The 20,701-nt window shown below is 66.0% G+C and carries 15 protein-coding genes and 1 pseudogene; 8 read left to right on the top strand and 8 right to left on the bottom strand.

Going from position 1 to position 20,701, the window contains the following annotated elements; translation table 11 throughout:
• Positions 1-44: 44 nt before the first annotated feature.
• The 5 genes from CDE01S_RS02895 (at position 45) to CDE01S_RS02875 (ending at position 8,460) form a co-directional block, all read left to right on the top strand.
• Positions 45-1,541 (top strand): DUF4118 domain-containing protein, encoded by a 1,497-nt coding sequence (locus CDE01S_RS02895; RefSeq protein WP_066703472.1) that lies wholly within the window; start codon positions 45-47, stop codon positions 1,539-1,541.
• Positions 1,542-1,659: 118 nt separating this feature from the next.
• Positions 1,660-2,346 carry a response regulator gene (locus CDE01S_RS02890; protein ID WP_066703470.1) on the top strand — a complete coding sequence of 229 codons (687 nt, stop codon included), beginning with the start codon at positions 1,660-1,662 and terminating at the stop codon, positions 2,344-2,346.
• Between the two features lie 73 nt (positions 2,347-2,419).
• Positions 2,420-4,294 carry a potassium transporter Kup gene (locus CDE01S_RS02885; protein ID WP_066703468.1) on the top strand — a complete coding sequence of 625 codons (1,875 nt, stop codon included), beginning with the start codon at positions 2,420-2,422 and terminating at the stop codon, positions 4,292-4,294.
• Positions 4,295-4,327: 33 nt separating this feature from the next.
• Entirely contained in the window at positions 4,328-6,034 is a 1,707-nt protein-coding gene (locus CDE01S_RS02880; RefSeq protein WP_066703459.1) for a diguanylate cyclase, read from the top strand.
• 50 nt (positions 6,035-6,084) lie between these two features.
• Entirely contained in the window at positions 6,085-8,460 is a 2,376-nt protein-coding gene (locus CDE01S_RS02875) for a UvrD-helicase domain-containing protein (RefSeq protein ID WP_066703456.1), read from the top strand.
• Between the two features lie 21 nt (positions 8,461-8,481).
• Here CDE01S_RS02875 and CDE01S_RS02870 read toward each other — a convergent pair whose 3' ends face one another.
• Genes CDE01S_RS02870 through CDE01S_RS02860 form a run of 3 tightly spaced genes read right to left on the bottom strand, consistent with a single transcriptional unit; the run spans position 8,482 to position 10,595 of the window.
• Positions 8,482-9,273 carry a BPSS1780 family membrane protein gene (locus CDE01S_RS02870; protein WP_066703453.1) on the bottom strand — a complete coding sequence of 264 codons (792 nt, stop codon included), beginning with the start codon at positions 9,271-9,273 and terminating at the stop codon, positions 8,482-8,484.
• Entirely contained in the window at positions 9,270-10,268 is a 999-nt protein-coding gene (locus CDE01S_RS02865) for a homoserine kinase (RefSeq protein WP_066703451.1), read from the bottom strand. Before CDE01S_RS02865 ends, CDE01S_RS02870 begins: the two co-directional genes overlap by 4 nt.
• Before the next feature lie 3 nt (positions 10,269-10,271).
• Positions 10,272-10,595 carry a hypothetical protein gene (locus CDE01S_RS02860; protein ID WP_066703449.1) on the bottom strand — a complete coding sequence of 108 codons (324 nt, stop codon included), beginning with the start codon at positions 10,593-10,595 and terminating at the stop codon, positions 10,272-10,274.
• Positions 10,596-10,648: 53 nt separating this feature from the next.
• Between CDE01S_RS02860 and polA the strand changes: the two genes are divergently transcribed.
• On the top strand, positions 10,649-13,444 hold the full coding sequence (polA, locus tag CDE01S_RS02855) for a DNA polymerase I (protein WP_066703446.1): 2,796 nt from the start codon (positions 10,649-10,651) through the stop codon (positions 13,442-13,444).
• A 95-nt stretch (positions 13,445-13,539) separates the two neighbouring features.
• Here the strand turns inward: polA and CDE01S_RS02850 are convergent, their stop codons facing one another.
• The 4 genes and pseudogenes from CDE01S_RS02850 to CDE01S_RS02835 form a co-directional block, all read right to left on the bottom strand.
• Positions 13,540-14,721, bottom strand: coding sequence for an ABC transporter substrate-binding protein (locus tag CDE01S_RS02850; protein WP_066703443.1), 1,182 nt, complete (start codon positions 14,719-14,721; stop codon positions 13,540-13,542).
• Positions 14,722-14,797: 76 nt separating this feature from the next.
• Positions 14,798-15,454 (bottom strand): maleylacetoacetate isomerase, encoded by a 657-nt coding sequence (gene maiA / locus CDE01S_RS02845; RefSeq protein WP_066703441.1) that lies wholly within the window; start codon positions 15,452-15,454, stop codon positions 14,798-14,800.
• Positions 15,455-15,465: 11 nt separating this feature from the next.
• Positions 15,466-16,169, bottom strand: a pseudogene (locus CDE01S_RS02840) (fumarylacetoacetate hydrolase family protein).
• A 60-nt stretch (positions 16,170-16,229) separates the two neighbouring features.
• Positions 16,230-17,270 (bottom strand): cupin domain-containing protein, encoded by a 1,041-nt coding sequence (locus CDE01S_RS02835; protein WP_066703438.1) that lies wholly within the window; start codon positions 17,268-17,270, stop codon positions 16,230-16,232.
• 349 nt (positions 17,271-17,619) lie between these two features.
• Between CDE01S_RS02835 and CDE01S_RS02830 the strand changes: the two genes are divergently transcribed.
• On the top strand, positions 17,620-18,186 hold the full coding sequence (locus CDE01S_RS02830; RefSeq protein ID WP_084382655.1) for a MarR family winged helix-turn-helix transcriptional regulator: 567 nt from the start codon (positions 17,620-17,622) through the stop codon (positions 18,184-18,186).
• Positions 18,187-18,230: 44 nt separating this feature from the next.
• Here CDE01S_RS02830 and dbpA read toward each other — a convergent pair whose 3' ends face one another.
• Positions 18,231-19,661 carry an ATP-dependent RNA helicase DbpA gene (dbpA, locus tag CDE01S_RS02825; RefSeq protein WP_066703435.1) on the bottom strand — a complete coding sequence of 477 codons (1,431 nt, stop codon included), beginning with the start codon at positions 19,659-19,661 and terminating at the stop codon, positions 18,231-18,233.
• A 122-nt stretch (positions 19,662-19,783) separates the two neighbouring features.
• On the opposite strand from dbpA, the gene CDE01S_RS02820 reads away from it, so the two are divergent.
• A complete protein-coding gene (locus CDE01S_RS02820) occupies positions 19,784-20,683 on the top strand; it encodes a dienelactone hydrolase family protein (RefSeq protein ID WP_066703433.1) in 900 nt (299 codons plus the stop codon).
• Positions 20,684-20,701 lie beyond the last annotated feature (18 nt).

Raw genomic sequence — 20,701 nt, 5'->3', positions numbered from 1 at the left:
CCCTAATGCAATCCTGATGCGAGGGGTGCTACGCTGTCTGCATCATGGACCGACAACCGATTCCTGCCTCATCCTTCGCTAGGCGTTGGGGTGTGGTCTGCGCGCTGCTCTCGCTGGCCACGGTTGCCGGTCTGTTGCTGGAGCCGTACATCTCGCTGACCAGCCAGGCCATGATCTATGTCCTGGTCGTGGTGTTGGCCTCCTACAAGCTGGAATGGATCGAGTCGGCGGTCTGTGCGGTCGGGGCGGTCACAGCCCTGAACTTCTTCTTCGTACCACCGCGCTGGACGTTTGAGGTCGAGAGCCAGGAGCACTTCATCGCGCTGACCACCATGCTGGTGGTCGCCCTGGTCATCAGCCGCCTGGCCAGCGGGCTGCGGCGCGAGACCGAGATTGCCCGCCTGAACGAGCGGCGTGCGCGGCAACTGCAGACGCTGGCCGCCGAGCTGTCCGATGCCACCACGCCCCAGCAGGTGTTGGCATTGGGCCGCGCAGCCTTGGCGGCCGCTTTTGCAGGGCCTAACACGCTGGTGCTGGCAGACGACGCCGAAGCCCTGGTGGCCGAAGGGCCTGCGCCTGCCGTGCTCGACGGCATGCGCTGTTGCATGAACGAAGACGCGGTGCTGGGCCCGGGCACCGGGCGCTGGCCCGGCCTGGACGCCTGGTACCTGCCCCTGGGCCGCAAGGGGCAGATGTCGGGGGCCGCCTGTGTCCGCCCGGCGCTGGCCACGGATGAAGAGGGACGGGAGCATGCGCAGGCGCTGTGTGCCCTGCTGGCGCAAGCGCTGTGGCGTCTGAAGCTGGCCGCGTCCATGCTGGCGGCGCAAGGCGAGGTGCAGCGCCAGCAGTTGCAAAGCACGCTGCTGGCCGCCATCTCGCATGACCTGCGCACACCGCTGTCGGTCATCCTGGGTGCGGCCTCGTCGTTGCAGTCGCAGCGCGACAAGCTGAGTGCCGCCGAGCAGCAACGCCTGCTGGCCATTCTCGTCAGCGAGGCGTCCTACCTTGCCACGGTGACCGAGAACACCTTGCAGCTGGTGCGCCTGGAGAGCCCCGGGCTGGTCCTGCAGCGTGACTGGGAATCGATGGAGGAAATCATCGGCACTGTCCTGGCGCTTGTGCGCCAGAGCGACCCCGGCCGACGCATCAAGTCCAGGGTGGCCGAAGGCCTGCCGCTGGTCAAGGCCGATCCGGTGTTGTTGTCGCAGTTGCTGGGCAATCTGCTGGACAACGCGCTGAAATACAGCGATGGCGAGATCGACCTGACGGCCAGCGCCAGCCCGCAGGCCATCGAAGTGTGCGTGGCGGACCGCGGGCCCGGCATCCCCGAGGCCGAGCAGCAGTCGGTTTTCCAGCCCTACAGCCGCGGCGACCGGGCCGGGCACCACGGCGCAGGGCTGGGCCTGGCGGTGTGCCGCGCCGTGGCCCAGGCGCATGGCGGCCAGCTGGTGCTCAGGCCGCGTGCCGGCGGCGGCAGCCTCTTTTGCCTGACGCTGCCGCTGGATGAGGCGCCACCGTCGATGGAGGAGGTGTTGCCATGAGCCCCGCCCGGCCGTCCGAAGGGGCTCGCACCGCAGTGCGCTGCACGGAGGTGTTCATGAATCCCGCCCGGCCGTCCGAAGGGGCTCGCACCGCAGTGCGCTGCACGGAGGTGTTGCCATGACCTTGCGTGTCCTGGTGGTCGAGGACGACCGTGAGATCCGCGCGCTGATCCAGGCGACCCTGAGCGTCGAAGGCTTCGAGGTGCAGACCGCGGTCACGCTGAGCGAGGCCATGGCGCTGCTGCAGCACAGCCCGCCCGATGTCATCGTGCTCGACCTGGGCCTGCCTGACGGCGAAGGCCTGCAGCTGGTGCACGCGGTGCGCCGGCAACTGAACGTGCCCATCATCGTGGTCTCGGCACGCCACCAGGAGGCGCAGAAGATCCAGCTGCTTGATGCCGGGGCCGACGACTACCTGACCAAACCCTTCAACGTGGGGGAACTGCTGGCCCGCATCCGGGTGGCGCTGCGCCACCGCGGCACGGCGCTGGCGGCCGCCGTGACGGAGCATGCGCTGGACGACTTGCGCATCGATCTGGCGACACACGCGGTGCAGCGCAACGGCGAGCCGGTGCACCTCACGCCCACCGAGTTCAAGCTGCTGGCGCGCCTGGTGCGCAGCGCCGGCAAGGTGGTGACCCACCGGCAACTGCTGGCCGATGTGTGGGGCCCCGAGTACACCGAGCACACGCACTACCTGCGCCTGTACATGGCGCAGCTGCGCGCCAAGATCGAGCGCGACCCGGCCGAGCCGCGCCACCTGCTGACCGAGACCGGGGTCGGCTACCGGCTGGCGGTGGAGTGACCCGGACCATCCTTATGCGTTCCTGATGCAAGGCGCGTGACAGTGCGGCCATCGTCACTTTGAACGCTTTGCGATGGACACGACACACGACAAGGAAAAACTCGCGGTACTGGCGCTGGGCGCGCTGGGGGTGGTGTACGGCGACATTGGCACCAGCCCGCTGTACACCATGAAGGAAATCTTCGGTGCCGCGGGCGTGCCGCTGGACACACCCCATGTCATCGGCGCCGTCTCGGTGATCCTCTGGGGACTGTTGGCCATTGTCACCCTGAAGTACGTGATGCTGATCCTGCGCGCCAGCAACCGTGGCGAAGGCGGCATCCTGGCGCTGACGGCGCTGGCCGCCCAGGCGGCGGGCAAGACGCCGGGGCGGCGCATTGCGCTGCTGCTGACCGGCGTTTCGGGGGCGGCCCTGTTTTATGGCGACAGCGTCATCACGCCGGCCATCTCCGTCCTGAGTGCGGTCGAGGGGCTGGAGGTGGTGACGCCGGCGCTCAAGCCCTACGTGCTGCCGGTGTCGGCCGCGGTGCTGGTCGGCCTGTTCATGGTGCAGCGTTTCGGCACTGGCCTGGTCGGCCGGCTGTTCGGCCCCGTCATCATGCTGTGGTTTGCGGTGCTGGCCCTGACCGGTCTGCTGGAGATCGTGCGCGAGCCCGCCATTCTGGCGGCCCTGAACCCGCTGCATGCGCTGGCCTTCCTGCGGGCGCAGGGCTGGCACGTGTTCGTGGCGGTGGGGGCCATCGTGCTGGCCTTCACCGGCGCCGAGGCGCTGTATGCCGACATGGGGCACTTCGGCAAGCGCCCGGTGCAACTGGCCTGGCTGGGCTACGTGCTGCCGGCGCTGGCGATCAACTACATGGGGCAGGGCGCCCTGCTCATGCGCGATCCGAGCGCGGTCGACAACCCGTTCTACCGCATGTTCCCCACCGCCTGGCTGGTGCCGGCCGTGGTGCTGGCCACGCTGGCCACCATCATTGCCTCGCAGGCGGTGATCTCGGGTGCCTATTCGGTCACCAAGCAGGCCATCCAGCTCGGCCTGCTGCCGCGCATGCGCGTGCTGTACACCTCGGCCAAGGAGGTCGGACAGATCTACATGCCGGAGGTCAACTGGCTGCTGCTGACGGCCGTGCTGCTGGCGGTGTTCGGCTTCGGCAGTTCGTCGGCGCTGGCGTCGGCCTACGGCATTGCGGTTACCTTGACCATGTTCATCACCACGCTGCTGACGTTCTTCGTCATCCGCCATGGCTGGGCGTATCCCTTGCCGCTGGCCCTCGCCGCGACGGGGGCTTTCCTGCTGCTGGACGCGGCGCTGGTGGTGTCCTGTGCCATCAAGTTCCTGGAAGGCGGCTGGTTCCCGCTGGCCGCCGGCATTGCCATCTTTGCCGTCATGGCGACCTGGCGGCGCGGCCGCGAACTGCTGATCGAGAACATCCGGCAGGGCGATCCGGAACTGCTGCCCTTCATCACGACCTTGGCTGCCGAGTCCCTGCACCGGGTGCCGCGCACCGCGGTCTACGCAGTGGCCAACCCCGACACCGTGCCGCAGGCGCTGATGCACAACCTCAAGCACAACCAAGTGCTGCATGAACGCAACCTGATTCTCACGGTGGTGTTCCATGACGTGCCGTGGATTGCTGCCGGGGAACAGGTGCAGGTGACCGCCCTGGTACCCGGGTTCTGGAAGGTGCAGGTCAACTACGGCTTCATGAACACGCCCGACATCCCGCAGGCACTCGAACGCTGCCAGGCCCAGGGGCTGCCGATCAACCTGTTCGAAACCTCCTATTTCCTCAGCCGTGAAATCGTGGTGCCGACCCGGGGCACCGGCATGGCCCACTGGCGCGAAGCCCTGTTCTCGCTCATGTCGCGCAACGCCGGCAACGTGGCGGACTTCTTCCGCCTGCCGAACAACTGCGTCATCGAGCTGGGCACACGGGTGCAGATATGAGGTGGTGAGGCGCGGACTTCCTACAATGGCGGCATGTTTTCCTGGTCGCCCCCCTCTGGTCTTCGTGGTTTCCGAGGTCGTCTGACGCTCTGGTTTGGTGGCCTGACGCTGCTGACCTTGCTGAGTGTGGGACTGTATGTCGGACATATGGCAACGCAGCAGCTGGCCGCCGCCAGCGGTGAAGCGCTGCACAGCACGGCTCAGTCGGCGGCCGATCTGCTCGGGGCCAACCTGCGTGAACGCGAGCAGGAAATCATCCTGATGAGCCAGTTGCCCGAATTCACCGGTGGCCATCTGGATCAACCCGAGGTGCTACGCTCACTGGAGCGACGCCAAGCCATGCATGGCGAGTACGCCTGGTTGGGCGTGGCCGATGAGGCCGGCGTGGTGCGCCAGGCCACCGGCGGCATGCTGGTGCAGCAGTCGGTGCTGCAGCGGCCGTGGTTCCAGGCGGCCAGCCGTGGCGTTTACACGGGTGATGTCCACGAAGCCGTCTTACTGGCCAAGCTACTGCCTGGCAATGCCTCCGGTGAGCCGCTGCGCTTCATCGACTTTGCCGCACCGATTCGTGGCGCCGACGGCCGGCTGTTGGGTGTGCTTGGCGCTCACGCTCATTGGAGCTGGGTGGCTCAGACCGTTGAGTCGGTGGTCCAGCACCAGGGGCGGCGACCGGAGGTGGAGGTGCTCATCCTGAACCGTGCCGGTGACATTCTCTATCCGGAACGCTTGGTAGGAACCCTGCGTGTACCCAAGCGAATTACCGCTGATCGCTATTACGACATGGTCCGCTGGCCGGGCGGGATGGAATACCTCACCAGCGAGGTGGCTGTGGCGACCAGGACGGCAAACGATCTGGGCTGGCGGGTCTTGGTTCGTCTGCCAACGCAGATTGCTTTGCAGCCGGTGACCGCACTGCGCCAGCAGTTGCTGGTGCTGGGCCTGCTGGCCGCCCTGTTGTTCGCTTTCGTCGCCTACCGGCTGGCTTCGCGCATGAGCTATCCGATCGAACGCCTGGCGCAGGCCGTACGCCGGGTGGAGATGCGCGAGGGTGTGCCGGACTTTCCTGATGAGCAGGATGCCCGTGAGGTTGCGCAGCTCAGCCAGTCGATCCAGTCCATGACACGATCACTGCTGGCCAAGGAGCAAGAACTGGAGGCGGTCAACGCCTCACTGGAGACCGCCGTCACCCAGCGCACGGAGGCGCTCACGCGCGCCAACGAGGAACTGGCCCGGCTGGCAACGCGCGATCCGCTGACCGGGCTGTACAACCGCCGCCGCTTCGACGAGCGGCTGGATGAGTGTTTCCAGACGTTCCGCCGCACTGGGCGCCCTTTTGCGTTGCTTGCCATGGATGTCGATCTTTTCAAGCGTATCAATGACACCCATGGCCATTCGGCCGGAGACACGGTGTTGCACCAACTGGCACAGTTGCTGAGCGACCAGGTTCGTGCGGCGGACTTTGTGGCACGTTTTGGCGGCGAGGAGTTTGTCGTGCTGCTGCCGGAAACCGGCAAGGTTGTCGATGCCATGACCGTGGCTGAGAAAATCCGCACCGCCGTGGACGCCGCCGTGTTCCCCGCTGTCAGGCAGGTCACAATCAGCATCGGCCTGAGCCTGAGTGACGTATCCGATGCTGATGCCAGTGCCGTGATGCGGCGGGCGGATGATGCGCTTTACCAAGCCAAGGCAGCTGGCCGAAACCGGGTGACAAGTATCGTGCTTGAGTCGCAGAACGACTGATACGTCTGCCTCAGGGAGTCGGGCGTTGCCCAGCTTTCTACAATGGCGGCATGTCCTCTGTTTTGCCGCCCTCCGGTTCCTCTTCCCTGTTTTCCGCCCCTGCCGACTCCCCGTTGATCGCGAGTCTGAATGAGGAGCAGCGTGCCGCCGTCACGCTACCGCCCGAGCATGCGCTGATCCTGGCCGGCGCCGGTTCGGGCAAGACGCGGGTGCTGACCACGCGCATCGCCTGGCTGCTGCAGACCGGGCAGGTGTCGCCCGGCGGTGTGCTGGCGGTGACCTTCACCAACAAGGCGGCACGCGAGATGATGACGCGCCTGCAGGCCATGCTGCCGGTCAATGTGCGCGGCATGTGGATCGGCACCTTCCACGGCCTGTGCAACCGCCTGCTGCGGGCCCACTACAAGGCGGCCAACCTGCCGCAGACTTTCCAGATCCTGGACACGCAGGACCAGCTCAGTGCCATCAAGCGCCTGTGCAAGCAGTTCAATGTGGACGACGAGCGTTTTCCGCCGAAACAGCTGGCCTGGTTCATTGCCGGCTGCAAGGAAGACGGCCTGCGCCCCAACATGGTGGAGGCGCGCGACGAGGACACACGCAAGAAGGTGGAGCTGTACCAGCTGTACGAAGAGCAGTGCCAGCGCGAGGGCGTGGTCGATTTCGGCGAGCTGCTGCTGCGTTCCTACGAACTGCTGCGCGACAACGACCCGGTGCGCGAGCACTACCAGCGGCGCTTTCGCCACATCCTGATCGACGAGTTCCAGGACACCAACAAGCTGCAGTACGCCTGGATCAAGCTGCTGGCGGGGCAGGACGACAGCGGCACGCTGCGCCCGGACGGCGGGGCCGTGCTGGCGGTGGGCGACGACGACCAGAGCATCTACGCCTTCCGCGGGGCGCGGGTGGGCAACATGGCCGACTTCGTGCGCGAGTTCAAGGTGCAGCACCAGATCAAGCTGGAGCAGAACTACCGCAGCTACAGCAACATCCTGGATGCCGCCAACGAGCTCATCAGCCACAATAAGCACCGCCTGGGCAAGAACCTGCGCACTGACCAGGGGCCGGGCGAGCCGGTGCGGGTATACGAGTCCACCAGCGATTTCGCCGAGGCGCAGTGGATGGTGGACGAGATGAAGCAGCTGGTGCGCGAAGGACACGATCGCAAGGAGATTGCCGTGCTGTACCGCTCCAACGCGCAGAGCCGGGTGATCGAGACCGCGCTGTTCAATGCCGCCATCCCCTACAAGGTGTACGGTGGCCTGCGCTTCTTCGAGCGTGCCGAAATCAAGCACGCGCTGGCTTACCTGCGCCTGCTGGAGAACGCGAACGACGACACCAGCTTCCTGCGTGTGGTCAACTTCCCGCCGCGCGGCATCGGCGCGCGCAGCCTGGAGCAGCTGCAGGACGCGGCGCGCGCGGCCGGCTGTTCGCTGCACGATGCGGTGAGCACGGTCAGCGGCAAGGCCGGCGCCAACCTGGGTGCCTTCGTCGCCAAGATCGACGTGCTGCGCGAGCAGACGCAGGGCCTGACGCTGCGCGAGATCATCGAGCTGGTGCTGGAACACAGCGGCCTGGTCGAGCATTACCGGAGCGAGCGCGAAGGCGCCGACCGCATTGAGAACCTGGAAGAACTGGTCAATGCCGCCGAGAGCTTTGTCTCGCTCGAAGGCTTTGGCCGCGATGCCGAGGCGTTGCCGCAGGAAAACGCCGCACCAACGCCCACTGAGCCTGGCGCACCCGACGAGACCGGCGAGGTCATGTCGCCCTTGGCCGCCTTCCTCACCCACGCCGCGCTGGAGGCCGGTGACAACCAGGCGCAAGACGGGCAGGACGCGATCCAGCTGATGACGGTGCACGCCAGCAAGGGGCTGGAGTTCAACTGCGTTTTCATCACCGGGCTGGAGGAAGGCCTTTTCCCGCATGAGAACTCGATGAGCGACTTCGACGGGCTGGAGGAAGAACGGCGCCTTATGTACGTCGCCATCACGCGTGCGCGCCAGCGCCTGTACCTGAGCCACTCGCAGACGCGCATGCTGCATGGCCAGACGCGCTACAACATCCGCAGCCGCTTTTTCGACGAATTGCCGGAAGAGGCGCTGAAGTGGATCACGCCGAAGCACCAAGGCTTTGGCTCCGGTTTCGAGGGTGCTATCAATTCAGGAGCTGGTCGCGCAGCGTGGTCGGGGGTTAGAGGTAAATTTGGCTCTGATTTTTCGGGCAGCCGCAGCTCGCCAGAGCCGGTGTCGAAGGCCAGCGAGAGCACGGGCCTGAAGGTCGGCATGAAGGTGTTCCACACCAAGTTTGGCGAAGGCACGGTGATGACGCTCGAAGGCGCGGGTGACGACGCCCGGGCCCAGGTCAACTTCCCGCGCCACGGCGTCAAGTGGCTGGCGCTGTCGGTGGCCAAACTGACGCCGGTGCCCTGAGGCACACGCGGGTTTGCGTCCTCAGACGCCGGAGGGGCTGGTTTCAGCCTCGTCGGTGACGAAGCTGTCGCGGAAGCTGAAATAGATCGAGCAGAAGAACATGGCGGCCAGCAGCAGGGAGGCCGGGAACATCAGCATGCCCATCAGCTCGGGCTGGCCCAGGGCCATGCTCAGCACCAGCAGCACGGCGCCGACGAGCGAGAAGACGCCCAGCCAGCCGAGCAGGAAAAGCGTCATGGCGCCGAAGTTGCGCAGACAGGCCACACCGCTGAAAAACAGGCTTTTCACCGGCGAGACGCCATGCCAGTGCACCAGCGCCGGGGCGTGCCAGAACAGCAGCGACAGCGGCAGGTACAGCGCCATGGCCGCCCACATGGCGTTCTGGAACGCCGGGCTTTCCACCATCTCGCGTGTGAGCGAACCGCCTACCAGATACAGGCGGGCGAAGTCACCGCCGTCGAACAGGGCCGAGAGGCCCAGCACCGCCAGAAAACCCAGCGCATAGATCACACCCAGCACCGTCATGGCACGCGCTTGCTGGCGGCCGGCCCGGAAGGCGCTGACCAGGATGGACGGCATGGGGAACTTGCCTTGGGCCGCCTCACGCGTGGCCGCCATCAGCCCCAGGGTGGCCGCCGGCAGCAGGCCCAGGGCCAGGGCGTTGCCGAGGTAGGGCACCAGGCTGGCCACCGACATGACGGTGATGAACAGGAAGAACAGACCCGAGAGCGCCAGCGGCTGTTGCCAGAAGGTGCGCAGGCCGGCCTTGACCCAGAGCCAACCGGTACGCGCAGGGACGATGTTGAGTTTCATGCCGCTTGCAGCACCGGGCCGGTCAGAAAGTCGGCCGCATGCACCGGTTGCTCAATGCGCTGGCGCAGCACGCGCTCGAAATGCGCCGGGTCATGCGGCTGCAGCATCGAGGCTTCGCGCGGCAGGTGGAAGTCCCACAGGCGCGAGGTCCAGAAGCGCAGGGCACCGGCGCGCAGCATGGCGGGCATCAGCTCCCGCTCTGCGGCGCTGAACGGCCGCACGGCGGCATAGGCCTGCAGGAAGGCCGCGGTGCGTTCGGCATCGGTTTCGCCAGTGGCCAGGTCAATGCACCAGTCGTTCAGGCACACCGCGACGTCGAACAGCCAGCTGTCGACGCCGGCAAAGTAGAAGTCGAAGAAGCCGGTCAGCTCGGGCGCCTCGGCCGGGCCGTCGAACATCACGTTGTCGCGGAACAGGTCGGCATGGATGGGGCCGCGCGGCAGGGCGCCGTACACCGGCTGCGCCGCCACATGGTTCTGGTAGGCCAGCTCGCTGCGGATCAGTGTGGCCTGCTCGGGCGTCAGGTGCGGCAGCACCACCGGCACGGTTTCGTTCCACCAGGCCAGGCCACGCAGATTGGGCTGCTGGCGGTCGTAGTCGCGTCCGGCCAGGTGCATCCTGGCCAGCATGTCGCCCACGGCCGCGCAGTGCGCCGGGGTGGGCGACAACTCGCTCTTGCCACGCAGGCGGTTGACCACCGCTGCCGGCTTGCCCTTCAGCGTGTGCAGGATGTCGCCGTCACGGTCGGCGGCCGGGTCGGGCACCGGGATGCCCTTGAGCGCCAGATGCTTCATCAGGCGCAGGTAGAAGGGCAGCTGCTCGAAGCTCAGGCGCTCGAACAGGGTCAGCACATAGGCGCCCTGGTCGGTGGTGACGAAGTAGTTGGTGTTCTCGATGCCGCTCTGGATGCCGCGCAGATCCTGCAGCTGGCCCAGGTTCAGTGCTTGCAGCAGGGCGCCGGCCTCATCGAATGAGACTTCCGTGAAAACCGCCATGGATCAGAAACTCTTGATTTTCCAGCCACCCGAGCCGCCGGCGCCGCGTTCGCGGTCGGCTGCGGCCGGATTGCGGTTGTTGCTTTCCGGTCCCACCTCATAGGCCGGGGCATCACCCTTGGGCTTGACGGTGATGCTCTTGGTTTCACCGCCCACGCGCAGCTCGTCAATGCGCGAGCCGGCATCCTCGTGGCGGATGTTCTCGACGCGCGGTTCGGTCCGCTCGGCCTTGTCGGCCTGTTCGGCGGGGCTCGGGGTGGCAGTTTGAGCCTGAACCAGACCGGTAGCCAGGCAGACCAGAAGAAGGGGGAGGTGGGCGGCGCGCATCCGGCCATTGTAAAACGTCCGGTGCCCCGGCCATCACGGGCACAATTGGCCTTATGAACGAGATTCCGAGCGAGAAGAAAACCCTGCTGCTGGTCGACGGTTCCAGCTACCTGTACCGCGCCTTCCACGCCATGCCGGACCTGCGCGCCGTGCCGGGCGACCCGACCAGCGCGCCCACCGGGGCCATCCGCGGCATGATCAACATGCTGCAAAGCCTGCGCAAGGAGGTGCACGCCGAGTACGCGGCCTGCGTGTTCGACGCCAAGGGGCCGACTTTCCGCGATGCGATCTACCCCGATTACAAGGCGCACCGTTCGCCGATGCCGGACGACCTGCGGGCCCAGATCGAGCCGATCCACGAGGTGGTGCGCCTGATGGGCTGGAAGGTGCTGGATGTGCCGGGGGTGGAGGCCGACGACGTGATCGGCACCCTGGCCGTCACCGCCGCGCAGCAAGGCATTGAGGTCATCATCAGCAGCGGCGACAAGGACCTGGCGCAGCTGGTCAACCCACACATCACCATCATCGACACCATGAACGGCAAGCGGCGCGACGTGGCCGGCGTGGAAGCCGAGTTCGGTGTGCCGCCGCACCTGATGATCGACTTCCAGACCCTGGTCGGCGACGTCATTGACAACGTGCCGGGCGTGGCCAAGGTCGGCCCCAAGACCGCCGCCAAGTGGCTGCAGGAATACGGCTCGCTCGAAGGCGTGGTGGCCAACGCCGATGCCATCAAGGGCGTGGCCGGCGAGAACCTGAAAAAGGCGCTGGACTGGCTGCCGACCGGCCGCCAGCTGCTGACCATCAAGACCGACTGCGATCTCAATGGCTGGGTGCCGGACCTGCCTGCTATCGATTCGATAGCTATCGGCGCAGAAGATACGGCGTCTTTGCGCGATTTTTATGAGAAGTACGGCTTCAAGGGCCTGGCCAGGGCACTGGGCGGCGACGTGCCGGCACCGGCGCCACGCAAGGCGAAGAGCGCCGAGCCGGGCCTGTTTGACGAGCCGGAGGAGCCGGTGGTTGCGACGGCGTCCAAGGTCAGTTCGGTGTCCTACGAAACCATTCTGGATTGGGAGGCATTCAACCGTTGGCTGGCGCGCATCGAGGCGGCCGAGCTGGTGGCGCTGGACACCGAGACCACCTCGCTGGACGAGATGGTGGCCGAGATCGTCGGCCTGTCCTTCAGCATCCAGCCGGGTGAGGCGATCTACATCCCGCTGGCGCACAACTATGCCGATGTGCCGGCGCAGTTGCCGCGCGACGAGGTGCTGGCGCGGCTCAAGCCCTGGCTGGAAAACCCGGCGGCCAAGAAGCTCGGCCAGCACATCAAGTACGACCGCCATGTGTTTGCCAACCACGGCATCGAGGTGCAGGGTTACGCGCACGACACCATGCTGCAAAGTTATGTGCTGGAAGTGCACAAGCCGCACGGCCTGGCCAGCTTGGCCGAGAGGCACCTCGGGCGCAGCGGAATCAACTACGAAGACCTGTGTGGCAAGGGCGCGCACCAGATTCCGTTCAGCCAGGTGGACATCGCCCGCGCGGCCGAATACTCGTGCGAAGACTCCGACCAGACGCTGGACGTGCACGGGGTGCTGTGGCCGCAGCTGCAGGCCGATGAGAAACTGAAGTTCATCTACGAACTGGAGATCGCCAGCTCCGAGGCACTGTACCGCATCGAGCGCAACGGCGTGCTGATCGACGGCCCCACGCTGGCGGCGCAGAGCCACGAGCTGGGCCAGCGCATCCTGCAGCTGGAGCAGGAGGCACACGAGCTGGCCGGGCAACCGTTCAACCTGAGTTCGCCGAAGCAGATCGGCGAGATCTTTTTCACCAAGCTCGGCCTGCCAGTGGTGAAGAAAACCGCCACCGGGGCGCCCAGCACCGACGAAGAGGTGCTGGAGAAACTGGCGGAGGACTTCCCGCTGCCGGCCAAGATCCTGGAGCACCGCGGCCTGTCCAAGCTCAAGGGCACCTACACCGACAAGCTGGCGCAGATGGCCAACCCGCGTACCGGCCGTGTGCACACGCACTACGCGCAGGCGGTGGCGGTGACAGGGCGCCTCTCCAGCAACGACCCGAACCTGCAGAACATCCCGATCCGAACGCCGGAAGGCCGGCGCGTGCGCGAGGCCTTTGTTGCGCCGCCCGGCTGCGTGATTGCCAGCGCCGACTACTCGCAGATCGAGCTGCGCATCATGGCGCACATCAGCGGCGACGCCGCGCTGCTGCTGGCCTTCCATGACGGCATGGACGTGCACCGCGCCACCGCGGCCGAGGTGTTCGGCATTCCGACCAGCGCCGTCTCCAGCGAGCAGCGGCGTTACGCCAAGGTCATCAACTTCGGCCTGATCTACGGCATGAGCGCCTATGGCCTGGCCAAGAGCCTGGGCATCGACAATACGGCGGCCAAGAACTACATCGAGCGCTACTTCCAGCGTTTCTCCGGCGTCAAGCAGTACATGGACGACACGCGCGCCAGCGCCAAGGCCAAGGGGTATGTGGAAACCGTGTTCGGCCGCCGGCTTTACCTGCCGGAGATCAACTCACCCAACGGCCCGCGCCGCAGCGGTGCCGAGCGCGCCGCCATCAACGCGCCCATGCAGGGCACGGCGGCCGATCTGATCAAGCTCAGCATGGTCAAGGTTCAGGAAGTGCTGGATGCCGAGCAGCGTGGCACCAAGATCATCATGCAGGTGCACGACGAACTGGTGTTCGAGGTGCCCGAGGCCGAGGTGGACTGGGTTCGCCATGAAGTCCCGCGCCTGATGGCGGGTGTGGCGCACCTCAAGGTGCCGCTGCTGGCCGAGGTGGGCGTGGGGCCGAACTGGGATAAGGCGCATTGACATGCGCGTGGGCCAAGGCGCACCAAGCGCCTTGGCACCATCCGGTGCAGGCCATGCCCCGGATGGTGTGGGTGTGACCCGAACCGGGGCGGTGCTTACTGCTTGCCGGGGTCCTTGAAGTTGGGTACCTCGTCGAACTCAACATTTTGCAGCTTGCCGCCGACCCTTTCCACTTTGCGGATGTAGATGGTCTGGATGATGTCGCGGGTCTGGGGGTCGATGCTGATGGGGCCGCGCGGGCTGGTCCAGCTCATCCCCTTGGCGGCGGCGACGAACTTGTCGCCGCTGGCGTCGCCACCGGTTTTCTCCAGTGTCTTGGCAATCAGCTGCATGCCGTCGTAGCCGCTGACCGACATGAAGTTCGGGCGGTAGCCAGGATAGGCCTTGTAGTAGGCCTGGACGTAGGCCTTGTTCTCAGGCGAGTTGTGTGCTTCCGAGTAATGGAAGGAGTTCACCACGCCCAGCGCGTTGTTGCCCATGGCGTCGATCAGGTCTTCAGAGGTCAGATCGCCGGTGGCGATGATGCGGATGCCGGCTTTCCCCATGCCGCGCTCTTCGAAGCCCTTCATGAAGGCAATGGTCTGTTCGCCCGGGGGCAGGAACAGGAACACGGCTTCGGGTTTGGCATCCCTGATCCGCTGCAGGAAAGGCGCGAAGTCCGGGTTCTTGACCGGTGTGCGGACCTCGCCGATGACTTCACCGCCGGCGGCCGTGAACGTTTTCTTGAACTGCGCTTCGGCATCATGCCCGGGCCCGAAGTCGGCCACCAGCGTGTAGACCTTCTTGATCTTGTTCTGGGCGGCCCAGCTGGCAATCGGGGCGGTGTCCTGGGGCAGGGTGTGCGAGACCCGCAGGATGTAGTCGGACTTGGTGGTGATCGAGGACGTGGCCGCGTTCATGATGATCATGGGGGTCTTGGCCTGGGTCGCAATCGGTGCGACCGCGAAGGCCGAGGGTGTCAGGCCGAAGCCGGCGAGCACGTCGACCTTGTCCTTGACGATCAACTCCTGCGCGGCACGCTTGCTGATTTCCGGTGCTACGCCGGTGTCGTCCTTGATGATGAGTTCGACCTTGCGGCCGGAGAAGACGCCGCCGGTCTGCTGGAGGTAGAGGCGCGCACCGTTCTCGATGTGTTTGCCGTAGGACGAGAACGGCCCCGACATCGGCAGCACCAGCCCGACCTTCAGGGGTTCGGCTGCCACGGCCAGGGTGGCCGTCAGGCTCAAGGTGCAGGCAGCCAGGACGGCTGACCAGCGTGCGAGGTTCTTGGGTTTCATGATTTGTCTCCTTCTTGCTTGCGGTTGCCGGCGGAGCAGGATTACCCCGCCAGCTGAAAACACGGCTGATGTTTTTTCACTGCGCGTCCGGCTGCTGCAGCGGTGCGGCGCGCCGGAAGGCCTCCAGTTCTGCACAGGCCTGGTCGACGGCCACGATATTCGGGTACGGTGCCAGGTCCACCTTGAAGCGGCGGGCGCTTTCCACTTGTGGGATCAGGTAGACATCGGCCACGGTGGGTGTCTCCCCAAAGCTGTAGCGGCCCCGTGTCTTGTCGGCGGCCAGCAGCGCCTCGTAGGCCTCCAAGCCGGCGCTGATCCAGGTGGCGCACCAGGCGTTCACGGCCGCCTCATCACAGCCAAGTTGCTTGCGCAGGTATTCCAGGATGCGGCGGTTGTTGATGGGGTGGATGTCGCAGCCCACGATGGCTGCCAGCGCGCGCACGTGCGCGCGTGCTTCGGGGTCGGCAGGCAGCAGCGCCGGCGTGGGATGGCGCTCCTCCAGCCATTCGATGATGGCGGGGGACTGGATCAACACCGGCCCGGGTTGGCCCGCAGCGCCCGGCAGCGCCAGGGCAGGCACCAGGCCCTGGGGATTGAGCGTCTTGAATTCGGCCTTCAGGTGCTGTTCGGTGCGCAGGTCCACTGGCACATACTCGGTCTGCAGGCCCTTGAGGTTCAGCGCAATGCGAAGCCGGTGCGAGGTGCCGCTGCGAAAGAAGTTGTAGAGCTTCATGGCCGCCTCTCTCACGCAGCAGGACCGACGTTGAGTGCGATCTCGCCTACGCCTTCGACATGGCCAGTGATGCGGTCGCCGCTGACGACCGGGCCGACGCCTTCGGGGGTGCCGGTGTAAATCAGGTCGCCGGGTTGCAGGTGGTAGAACAAGGACAGATCGGCAATGAGTTCACGGATGTTCCAGATCAGCTTGTTCAGGTCCGACTTCTGCTTGACCTGCCCATTGACGCTGAGTTCGATCTCGCCCTGCTCCAGCACCACACCGGGCATCGGCATGATCTCGGAGCAGACCGAGGACTCTTCGACGTCCTTTCCCAGGTCCCACGGGCGGCCCTGGTCGCGCGCCACCAGCTGCAGGTCGCGGCGTGTCATGTCCAGGCCGCAGGCGTAGCCGTAGATGAGCTGGTGCGCCGCTTCGGCCTTGACGCGAAAGCCCGGTGCACCGATGGCCAGCACCAGTTCCATTTCAAACTGGTAGTTGCTGGTCTCCGGGGGGTAAGCCACGGTGGCACCGGATGCCACCAGCGTGGACGGAGTCTTGGTGAAATAGAACGGGCGAGCGCTCGTCTTGTCCACCGGGCGCCCCATCTCAACGGCGTGCGCATGGTAGTTGCGGCCGACGAAAAACAGGCGGTTGACGGGCAGGCGTTCGGACTGGCCGCGCACGGGTAACGAGGGGGGGCGGGCGGGGTCCAGAGGTAGGTCGGGTTCATGGCGGGTCTGTTTTCAAAAGGGGGGCCTGCGGTCTGGTCGGCAAGATGGCTGCCAGCGTCTCAGCCCCGGTTCTCGAACACGCCGAGCTTTTGATGCAAGGGCGTTTCGTCGGCGATGAACAGGAAGGCCGGCTGCTCGGCCGACAGGTTGCGCAGCGTCACGGCCGTGTAGCCGGGGGCGCAGCAGGTGTCGGCCTCGTTCAGGGTGAAGGTGCTGTCCTCGATCCGGGCTTCCGCCCGGCCTTCGATCTGGTGGAAGACCATGGCCGGCGAGCGCGCGGGCAGGCGCAGCGTCTGGCCGGGGCGCAGCATCAGGGCGTAGAAGCCCAGGATGTTCTGCGCCGCCTGGCCCGTCTCCGGGTTGACGTAGCTCACCTGCACGGCTTCCTGGTCCGGGCGGTCCGCGGCCAGCGCGACCAGGGCCGCACGTGCGTCGACCCACGGGTAGCGCAGCATCGGATAGGCCTTGTGGCTGCGCTCGAACACCGGCGTCGGCATCACGCCGCCACTGCGGTAGGCCTGCTCGCCATGGCCGGGCTGGACCGGCTGGCGCTGCCCTTCGATGGCGTACGAGGTCTCGGTGTAGTAGACCAGCGGCAGGTCCAGCACATCGAGCCAGACCACCGGTTCCGTGCCGTCGTGGCCGTGTTCGTGCCACAGGCCGGTGGGGGTCAGGATCAGGTCGCCGCGGCGCATGGGGCATTTCTCGCCATCGACCGTGGTGTAGGCGCCTTCGCCCTCCACGATCATGCGCACCGCATTCGGCGTGTGCCGATGGGACGGCGCCCATTCGCCGGGCAGCAGCAGTTGCATGCCCAGGTACATGGCGGCGCTGGCCTGCATCTTCTCCAGGCCGTGGCCGGGGTTGGCCAGCACCAGCACGCGGCGTTCGGCCTTCTCCATCGGGGTCAGCTCGCCTGCGCGCAGCAGCAGAGGGCGCAGCAACTGGTAGGACCAGCAGGTGGGCCGGGTCTTGCGCGTCGGTACCTTGGGCGGCAACACGGCACGCAGGCTGGGCCACAGCGGCACCAGGTTGAGTTGGGTCAGCTCGTCGCGGTAGTCTTGCGGCAGGTCTTCGAGTCGGCCGAGTTCGTGGCTCATGTTCATGTCCTGAAGTGGGGGCGGTGTGGGGGCTGAGGCGGTGGACACTGCAGCGCCGGTTGTGCCGGGTCACTGGCGTCGCTCCTTTGAGCAGGAACTCTCAGGCTGCTTGGTTAGTGGGTGTTATTGGGGCAAGACAGCGTTGCCCAGGTTCCCACCGTTCAACCCGTTCACCCATGTTTTCACCGGCGACGAGAACGGTGCTTGGTGGTTGTCCGGAAAGGGGCACGGCGAAGTCCTTGAATTCAAGCGGTCTGAATAAGAAGCATGCATATGGTACGTATGCTTACTATCAGTGTAGATTTAGAATCCATCCGATCAACCCCGTAAAAACCCTAGCGCTGTCACGATGAGTCGTTCGAACGTCGAACTGGAAAACCTGCCCGGCTTCCATATCCGCCGCCTGCAGCAGATTGCTGTCGCTGTTTTCCTGGAAGAGACGCAAGCCTTTGGCGTGACGCCGGTTCAATACGCGGCCATGGCGGCCATTCAGCGTCAGCCGGGTGTTGACCAGCGCACGCTGGCACGCAGCATCGGCTTTGATGCCGCCACCATCGGCAGCGTGATCGACCGGCTGGAGGTGCGCGGGCTGATGCAGCGCCAAGCCAATCCGGACGATCGGCGCGCCCGCCTGTTGACCTTGACCCCTGACGGCACCAGGCTGCTGCGCAAGATTGAACCCAGCATGCTGCGCGCCCAGGAGCGCATGCTGGAACCCTTGCCCGCAGGGCAGCGCGGCCTGTTCATGGCGATGTTGCGCCAGCTGGTGGAAGGCAACAACGACTTGAGCCGTGCGCCTAGCGCAACCGTGGCGCCTCCCGCCGCCACGACGCGAGAGGTGGCTCCAACAACCCGGAAAAAACCTTCCGGTACCGCACCCGGCAAGCCCGCCCGAGCGGCGGCTCGGGCCGCGTAGCCGGTCGCCATGCGCGCAAGACAACCGCCGCCGGCGGGTGTCTGTCAGGCCACGTCCAGCAGCCGCACCTTCACGCTCTTGCCTTTGACCTTGCCGGCATTGAGCCGGGCCGCGGCTTCGCGGGCGACGCGGCGATCCACCGCGACAAAGGTGCAGAACTCGGTGACGTTGATCTTGCCGATCTGCTCGCGCGTGTAGCCGGCCTCACCCGTCAGGGCGCCCAGCACGTCGCCGGCGCGGATCTTCTCCTTGCGCCCGCCCAGGATCTGCAGCGTCATCATGGGCGGCAGCAGCGGCTCCTGGCTGGCCGGGGTGAGCTCGTCGAGCTTGTGCCAGACCGATGCCTGCTGCTGGTATTGGTCGATCTTGCCGACATACCCCATCTCGTCCATGCTGGCCAGGCTCAGGGCCAGGCCGGTTTCACCGGCGCGGCCGGTGCGGCCGATGCGGTGCACGTGCACTTCGGGGTCGGGTGAGATGTCGACGTTGATCACCGCTTCCAGCTGCGTGATGTCCAGCCCGCGCGATGCGACGTCGGTGGCCACCAGCACCGAACAGCTGCGGTTGGCGAACTGCGCCAGCACCTGGTCACGTTCGCGCTGCTCCAGCTCGCCGTACAGCGCCAGCGCACTGAAGCCCTGTGCCTGCAGCAGCTCCACCAGTTCCTTGCAGCGCTGCTTGGTATTGCAGAAGGCCAGGGTGCTGACCGGGCGGAAGTGCTGCAGGAGCTGCGCCACGGCCTGCAGCCGGTTGGCGCGCGTGACTTCGTAAAAGCGCTGCTCGATCAGCGAGGCGTTGTGCTGCGCCTCGACCTTCACCTGCTGCGGCTCGCGCAGGAATTGTTTGGCGATCTTGTCGATGCCTTCCGGGTAAGTGGCCGAGAACAGCAGCGTTTGCCGCTCGGGCGGGCACTGGCGTGCCACGGTGGCAATGTCGTCGAAAAAGCCCATGTCGAGCATGCGGTCGGCCTCGTCGAGCACCAGCGTGTTGAGCGCCGACAGGTCCAGCGTGCCGCGTTGCAGGTGGTCCATGATGCGGCCCGGCGTGCCCACCGCGATGTGAGCACCGTGCTCCAGCGAGGCGTTCTGCATGCGCATCGGCACGCCGCCACACAGGGTGACGATCTTGATGTTGTCCTGGGCCCGTGCCAGGCGGCGCAACTCCACCGTCACCTGGTCGGCCAGTTCGCGCGTGGGGCACAGCACCAGCGCCTGCACCGCAAAACGGCGCGGGTTCAGGTTGGCCAGCACCGCCAGCGCAAAGGCGGCGGTCTTGCCGCTGCCGGTCTTGGCCTGGGCGATCAGATCCTTACCCAGCAGGGCAATCGGCAGGCTGGCGGCCTGGATCGGGGTCATCTCGGTGTAGCCCAGCTGTCGCAGGTTGTCGAGCATGGCGGGGCTCAGAGGCAGGGTGCTGAAGCTGGCTTGGGGGGAGGCCGCCGTGCGGGACGGCTGGCCGGGTGTGGGGGTGGTCATGCCCCGATTATCCGGACTCGCTGTCGGTGCCCCGGTTGTGGGTGATTACGGCGGGCGTGTGCAGCGCTCCGGCCTTGCCCCTAGACTCGCTACTTCCGCCAAACCAGAACCAGGAGCAACAGATGATGAACCGCGACCTCAAGACCGAATTCAATGCCCTGCTGCCGGGCAAGAGCACCGAAGCGGGCGCCACACGCCGTACCGCGCTCAAGACCGCGCTGGGCGTGGGTTATGCCGCCTCGGTCATGCCCATCATGGCGCAGACGGCCATCAAGACACCGACCGACGGCTTGACGGCAGGCGAGGTGAGCATTGACGTCAAGGGCTTCAAGATGCCGGCCTACCGTGCCATGCCGGCGGGCAAGAAAAACCTGCCGGTGGTGCTGGTGCTGTCGGAAATCTTCGGCGTGCACGAGCACATTGCCGACGTGGCCAACCGCTTTGCCCGCGCCGGTTACCTGGCCATTGCCCCCGAGTTGTTCGTGCGCCAGGGCGATGCGCAAAGCTACGGCGAGATGGCCAAGCTGATCGCCGAAGTCATCTCGAAGGTGCCGGACGCCCAGGTGATGGGCGACCTCGATGCCACCGTGGCCTGGGCTGGCGCCAACGGCGGCGACCTGGCGCGCGTGGGCATCACCGGTTTCTGCTGGGGTGGCCGACAGACCTGGCTCTACGCCGCGCACAGCAAACACATCAAGGCCGGTGTGGCCTGGTATGGTCGCCTCGTCGGCGACCGCACGGAGCTGACACCGAAGAACCCGATCGACATCGCCGGCCAGCTCCATGGTCAGGTGCTGGGGCTGTACGGCGGCGCCGACACCGGCATTCCGCTCGACAGCGTGGAGAAGATGAAGGCCGCGCTGGCCACCGGCAACGCAAGTTCGAAGGCCTCGCAGTTCGTGGTCTACCCGGAGGCGCCGCACGCTTTCCATGCCGACTACCGGCCCAGCTACCGCAAGGAAGCCGCGGAAGACGGCTGGAAGCGTTGCCTGGCCTGGTTCAAGCAGCACGGCGTGGCCTGAGTCTTGCGTGGTGTCCGA

Origin of the sequence: Curvibacter delicatus NBRC 14919, from assembly GCF_001592265.1 — a bacterium.
GTDB lineage: Bacteria > Pseudomonadota > Gammaproteobacteria > Burkholderiales > Burkholderiaceae_C > Hylemonella > Hylemonella delicata.
The sequence above is the reverse complement of the archived record's forward strand: the minus strand, read 5'-3'. Positions and strand labels throughout refer to the sequence as shown.

Excerpts from the sequence above, each read along its gene's own strand:
- CDE01S_RS02895 (WP_066703472.1), top strand. The coding sequence starts at position 45 with ATGGACCGACAACCGATTCCTGCCTCATCCTTCGCTAGGCGTTGGGGT.
- CDE01S_RS02890 (WP_066703470.1), top strand. The coding sequence starts at position 1,660 with ATGACCTTGCGTGTCCTGGTGGTCGAGGACGACCGTGAGATCCGCGCG.
- CDE01S_RS02885 (WP_066703468.1), top strand. The coding sequence starts at position 2,420 with ATGGACACGACACACGACAAGGAAAAACTCGCGGTACTGGCGCTGGGC.
- CDE01S_RS02880 (WP_066703459.1), top strand. The coding sequence starts at position 4,328 with ATGTTTTCCTGGTCGCCCCCCTCTGGTCTTCGTGGTTTCCGAGGTCGT.
- CDE01S_RS02875 (WP_066703456.1), top strand. The coding sequence starts at position 6,085 with ATGTCCTCTGTTTTGCCGCCCTCCGGTTCCTCTTCCCTGTTTTCCGCC.
- CDE01S_RS02870 (WP_066703453.1), bottom strand. The coding sequence starts at position 9,273 with ATGAAACTCAACATCGTCCCTGCGCGTACCGGTTGGCTCTGGGTCAAG.
- CDE01S_RS02865 (WP_066703451.1), bottom strand. The coding sequence starts at position 10,268 with ATGGCGGTTTTCACGGAAGTCTCATTCGATGAGGCCGGCGCCCTGCTG.
- CDE01S_RS02860 (WP_066703449.1), bottom strand. The coding sequence starts at position 10,595 with ATGCGCGCCGCCCACCTCCCCCTTCTTCTGGTCTGCCTGGCTACCGGT.
- polA (WP_066703446.1), top strand. The coding sequence starts at position 10,649 with ATGAACGAGATTCCGAGCGAGAAGAAAACCCTGCTGCTGGTCGACGGT.
- CDE01S_RS02850 (WP_066703443.1), bottom strand. The coding sequence starts at position 14,721 with ATGAAACCCAAGAACCTCGCACGCTGGTCAGCCGTCCTGGCTGCCTGC.
- maiA (WP_066703441.1), bottom strand. The coding sequence starts at position 15,454 with ATGAAGCTCTACAACTTCTTTCGCAGCGGCACCTCGCACCGGCTTCGC.
- CDE01S_RS02835 (WP_066703438.1), bottom strand. The coding sequence starts at position 17,270 with ATGAGCCACGAACTCGGCCGACTCGAAGACCTGCCGCAAGACTACCGC.
- CDE01S_RS02830 (WP_084382655.1), top strand. The coding sequence starts at position 17,620 with ATGAGTCGTTCGAACGTCGAACTGGAAAACCTGCCCGGCTTCCATATC.
- dbpA (WP_066703435.1), bottom strand. The coding sequence starts at position 19,661 with ATGACCACCCCCACACCCGGCCAGCCGTCCCGCACGGCGGCCTCCCCC.
- CDE01S_RS02820 (WP_066703433.1), top strand. The coding sequence starts at position 19,784 with ATGATGAACCGCGACCTCAAGACCGAATTCAATGCCCTGCTGCCGGGC.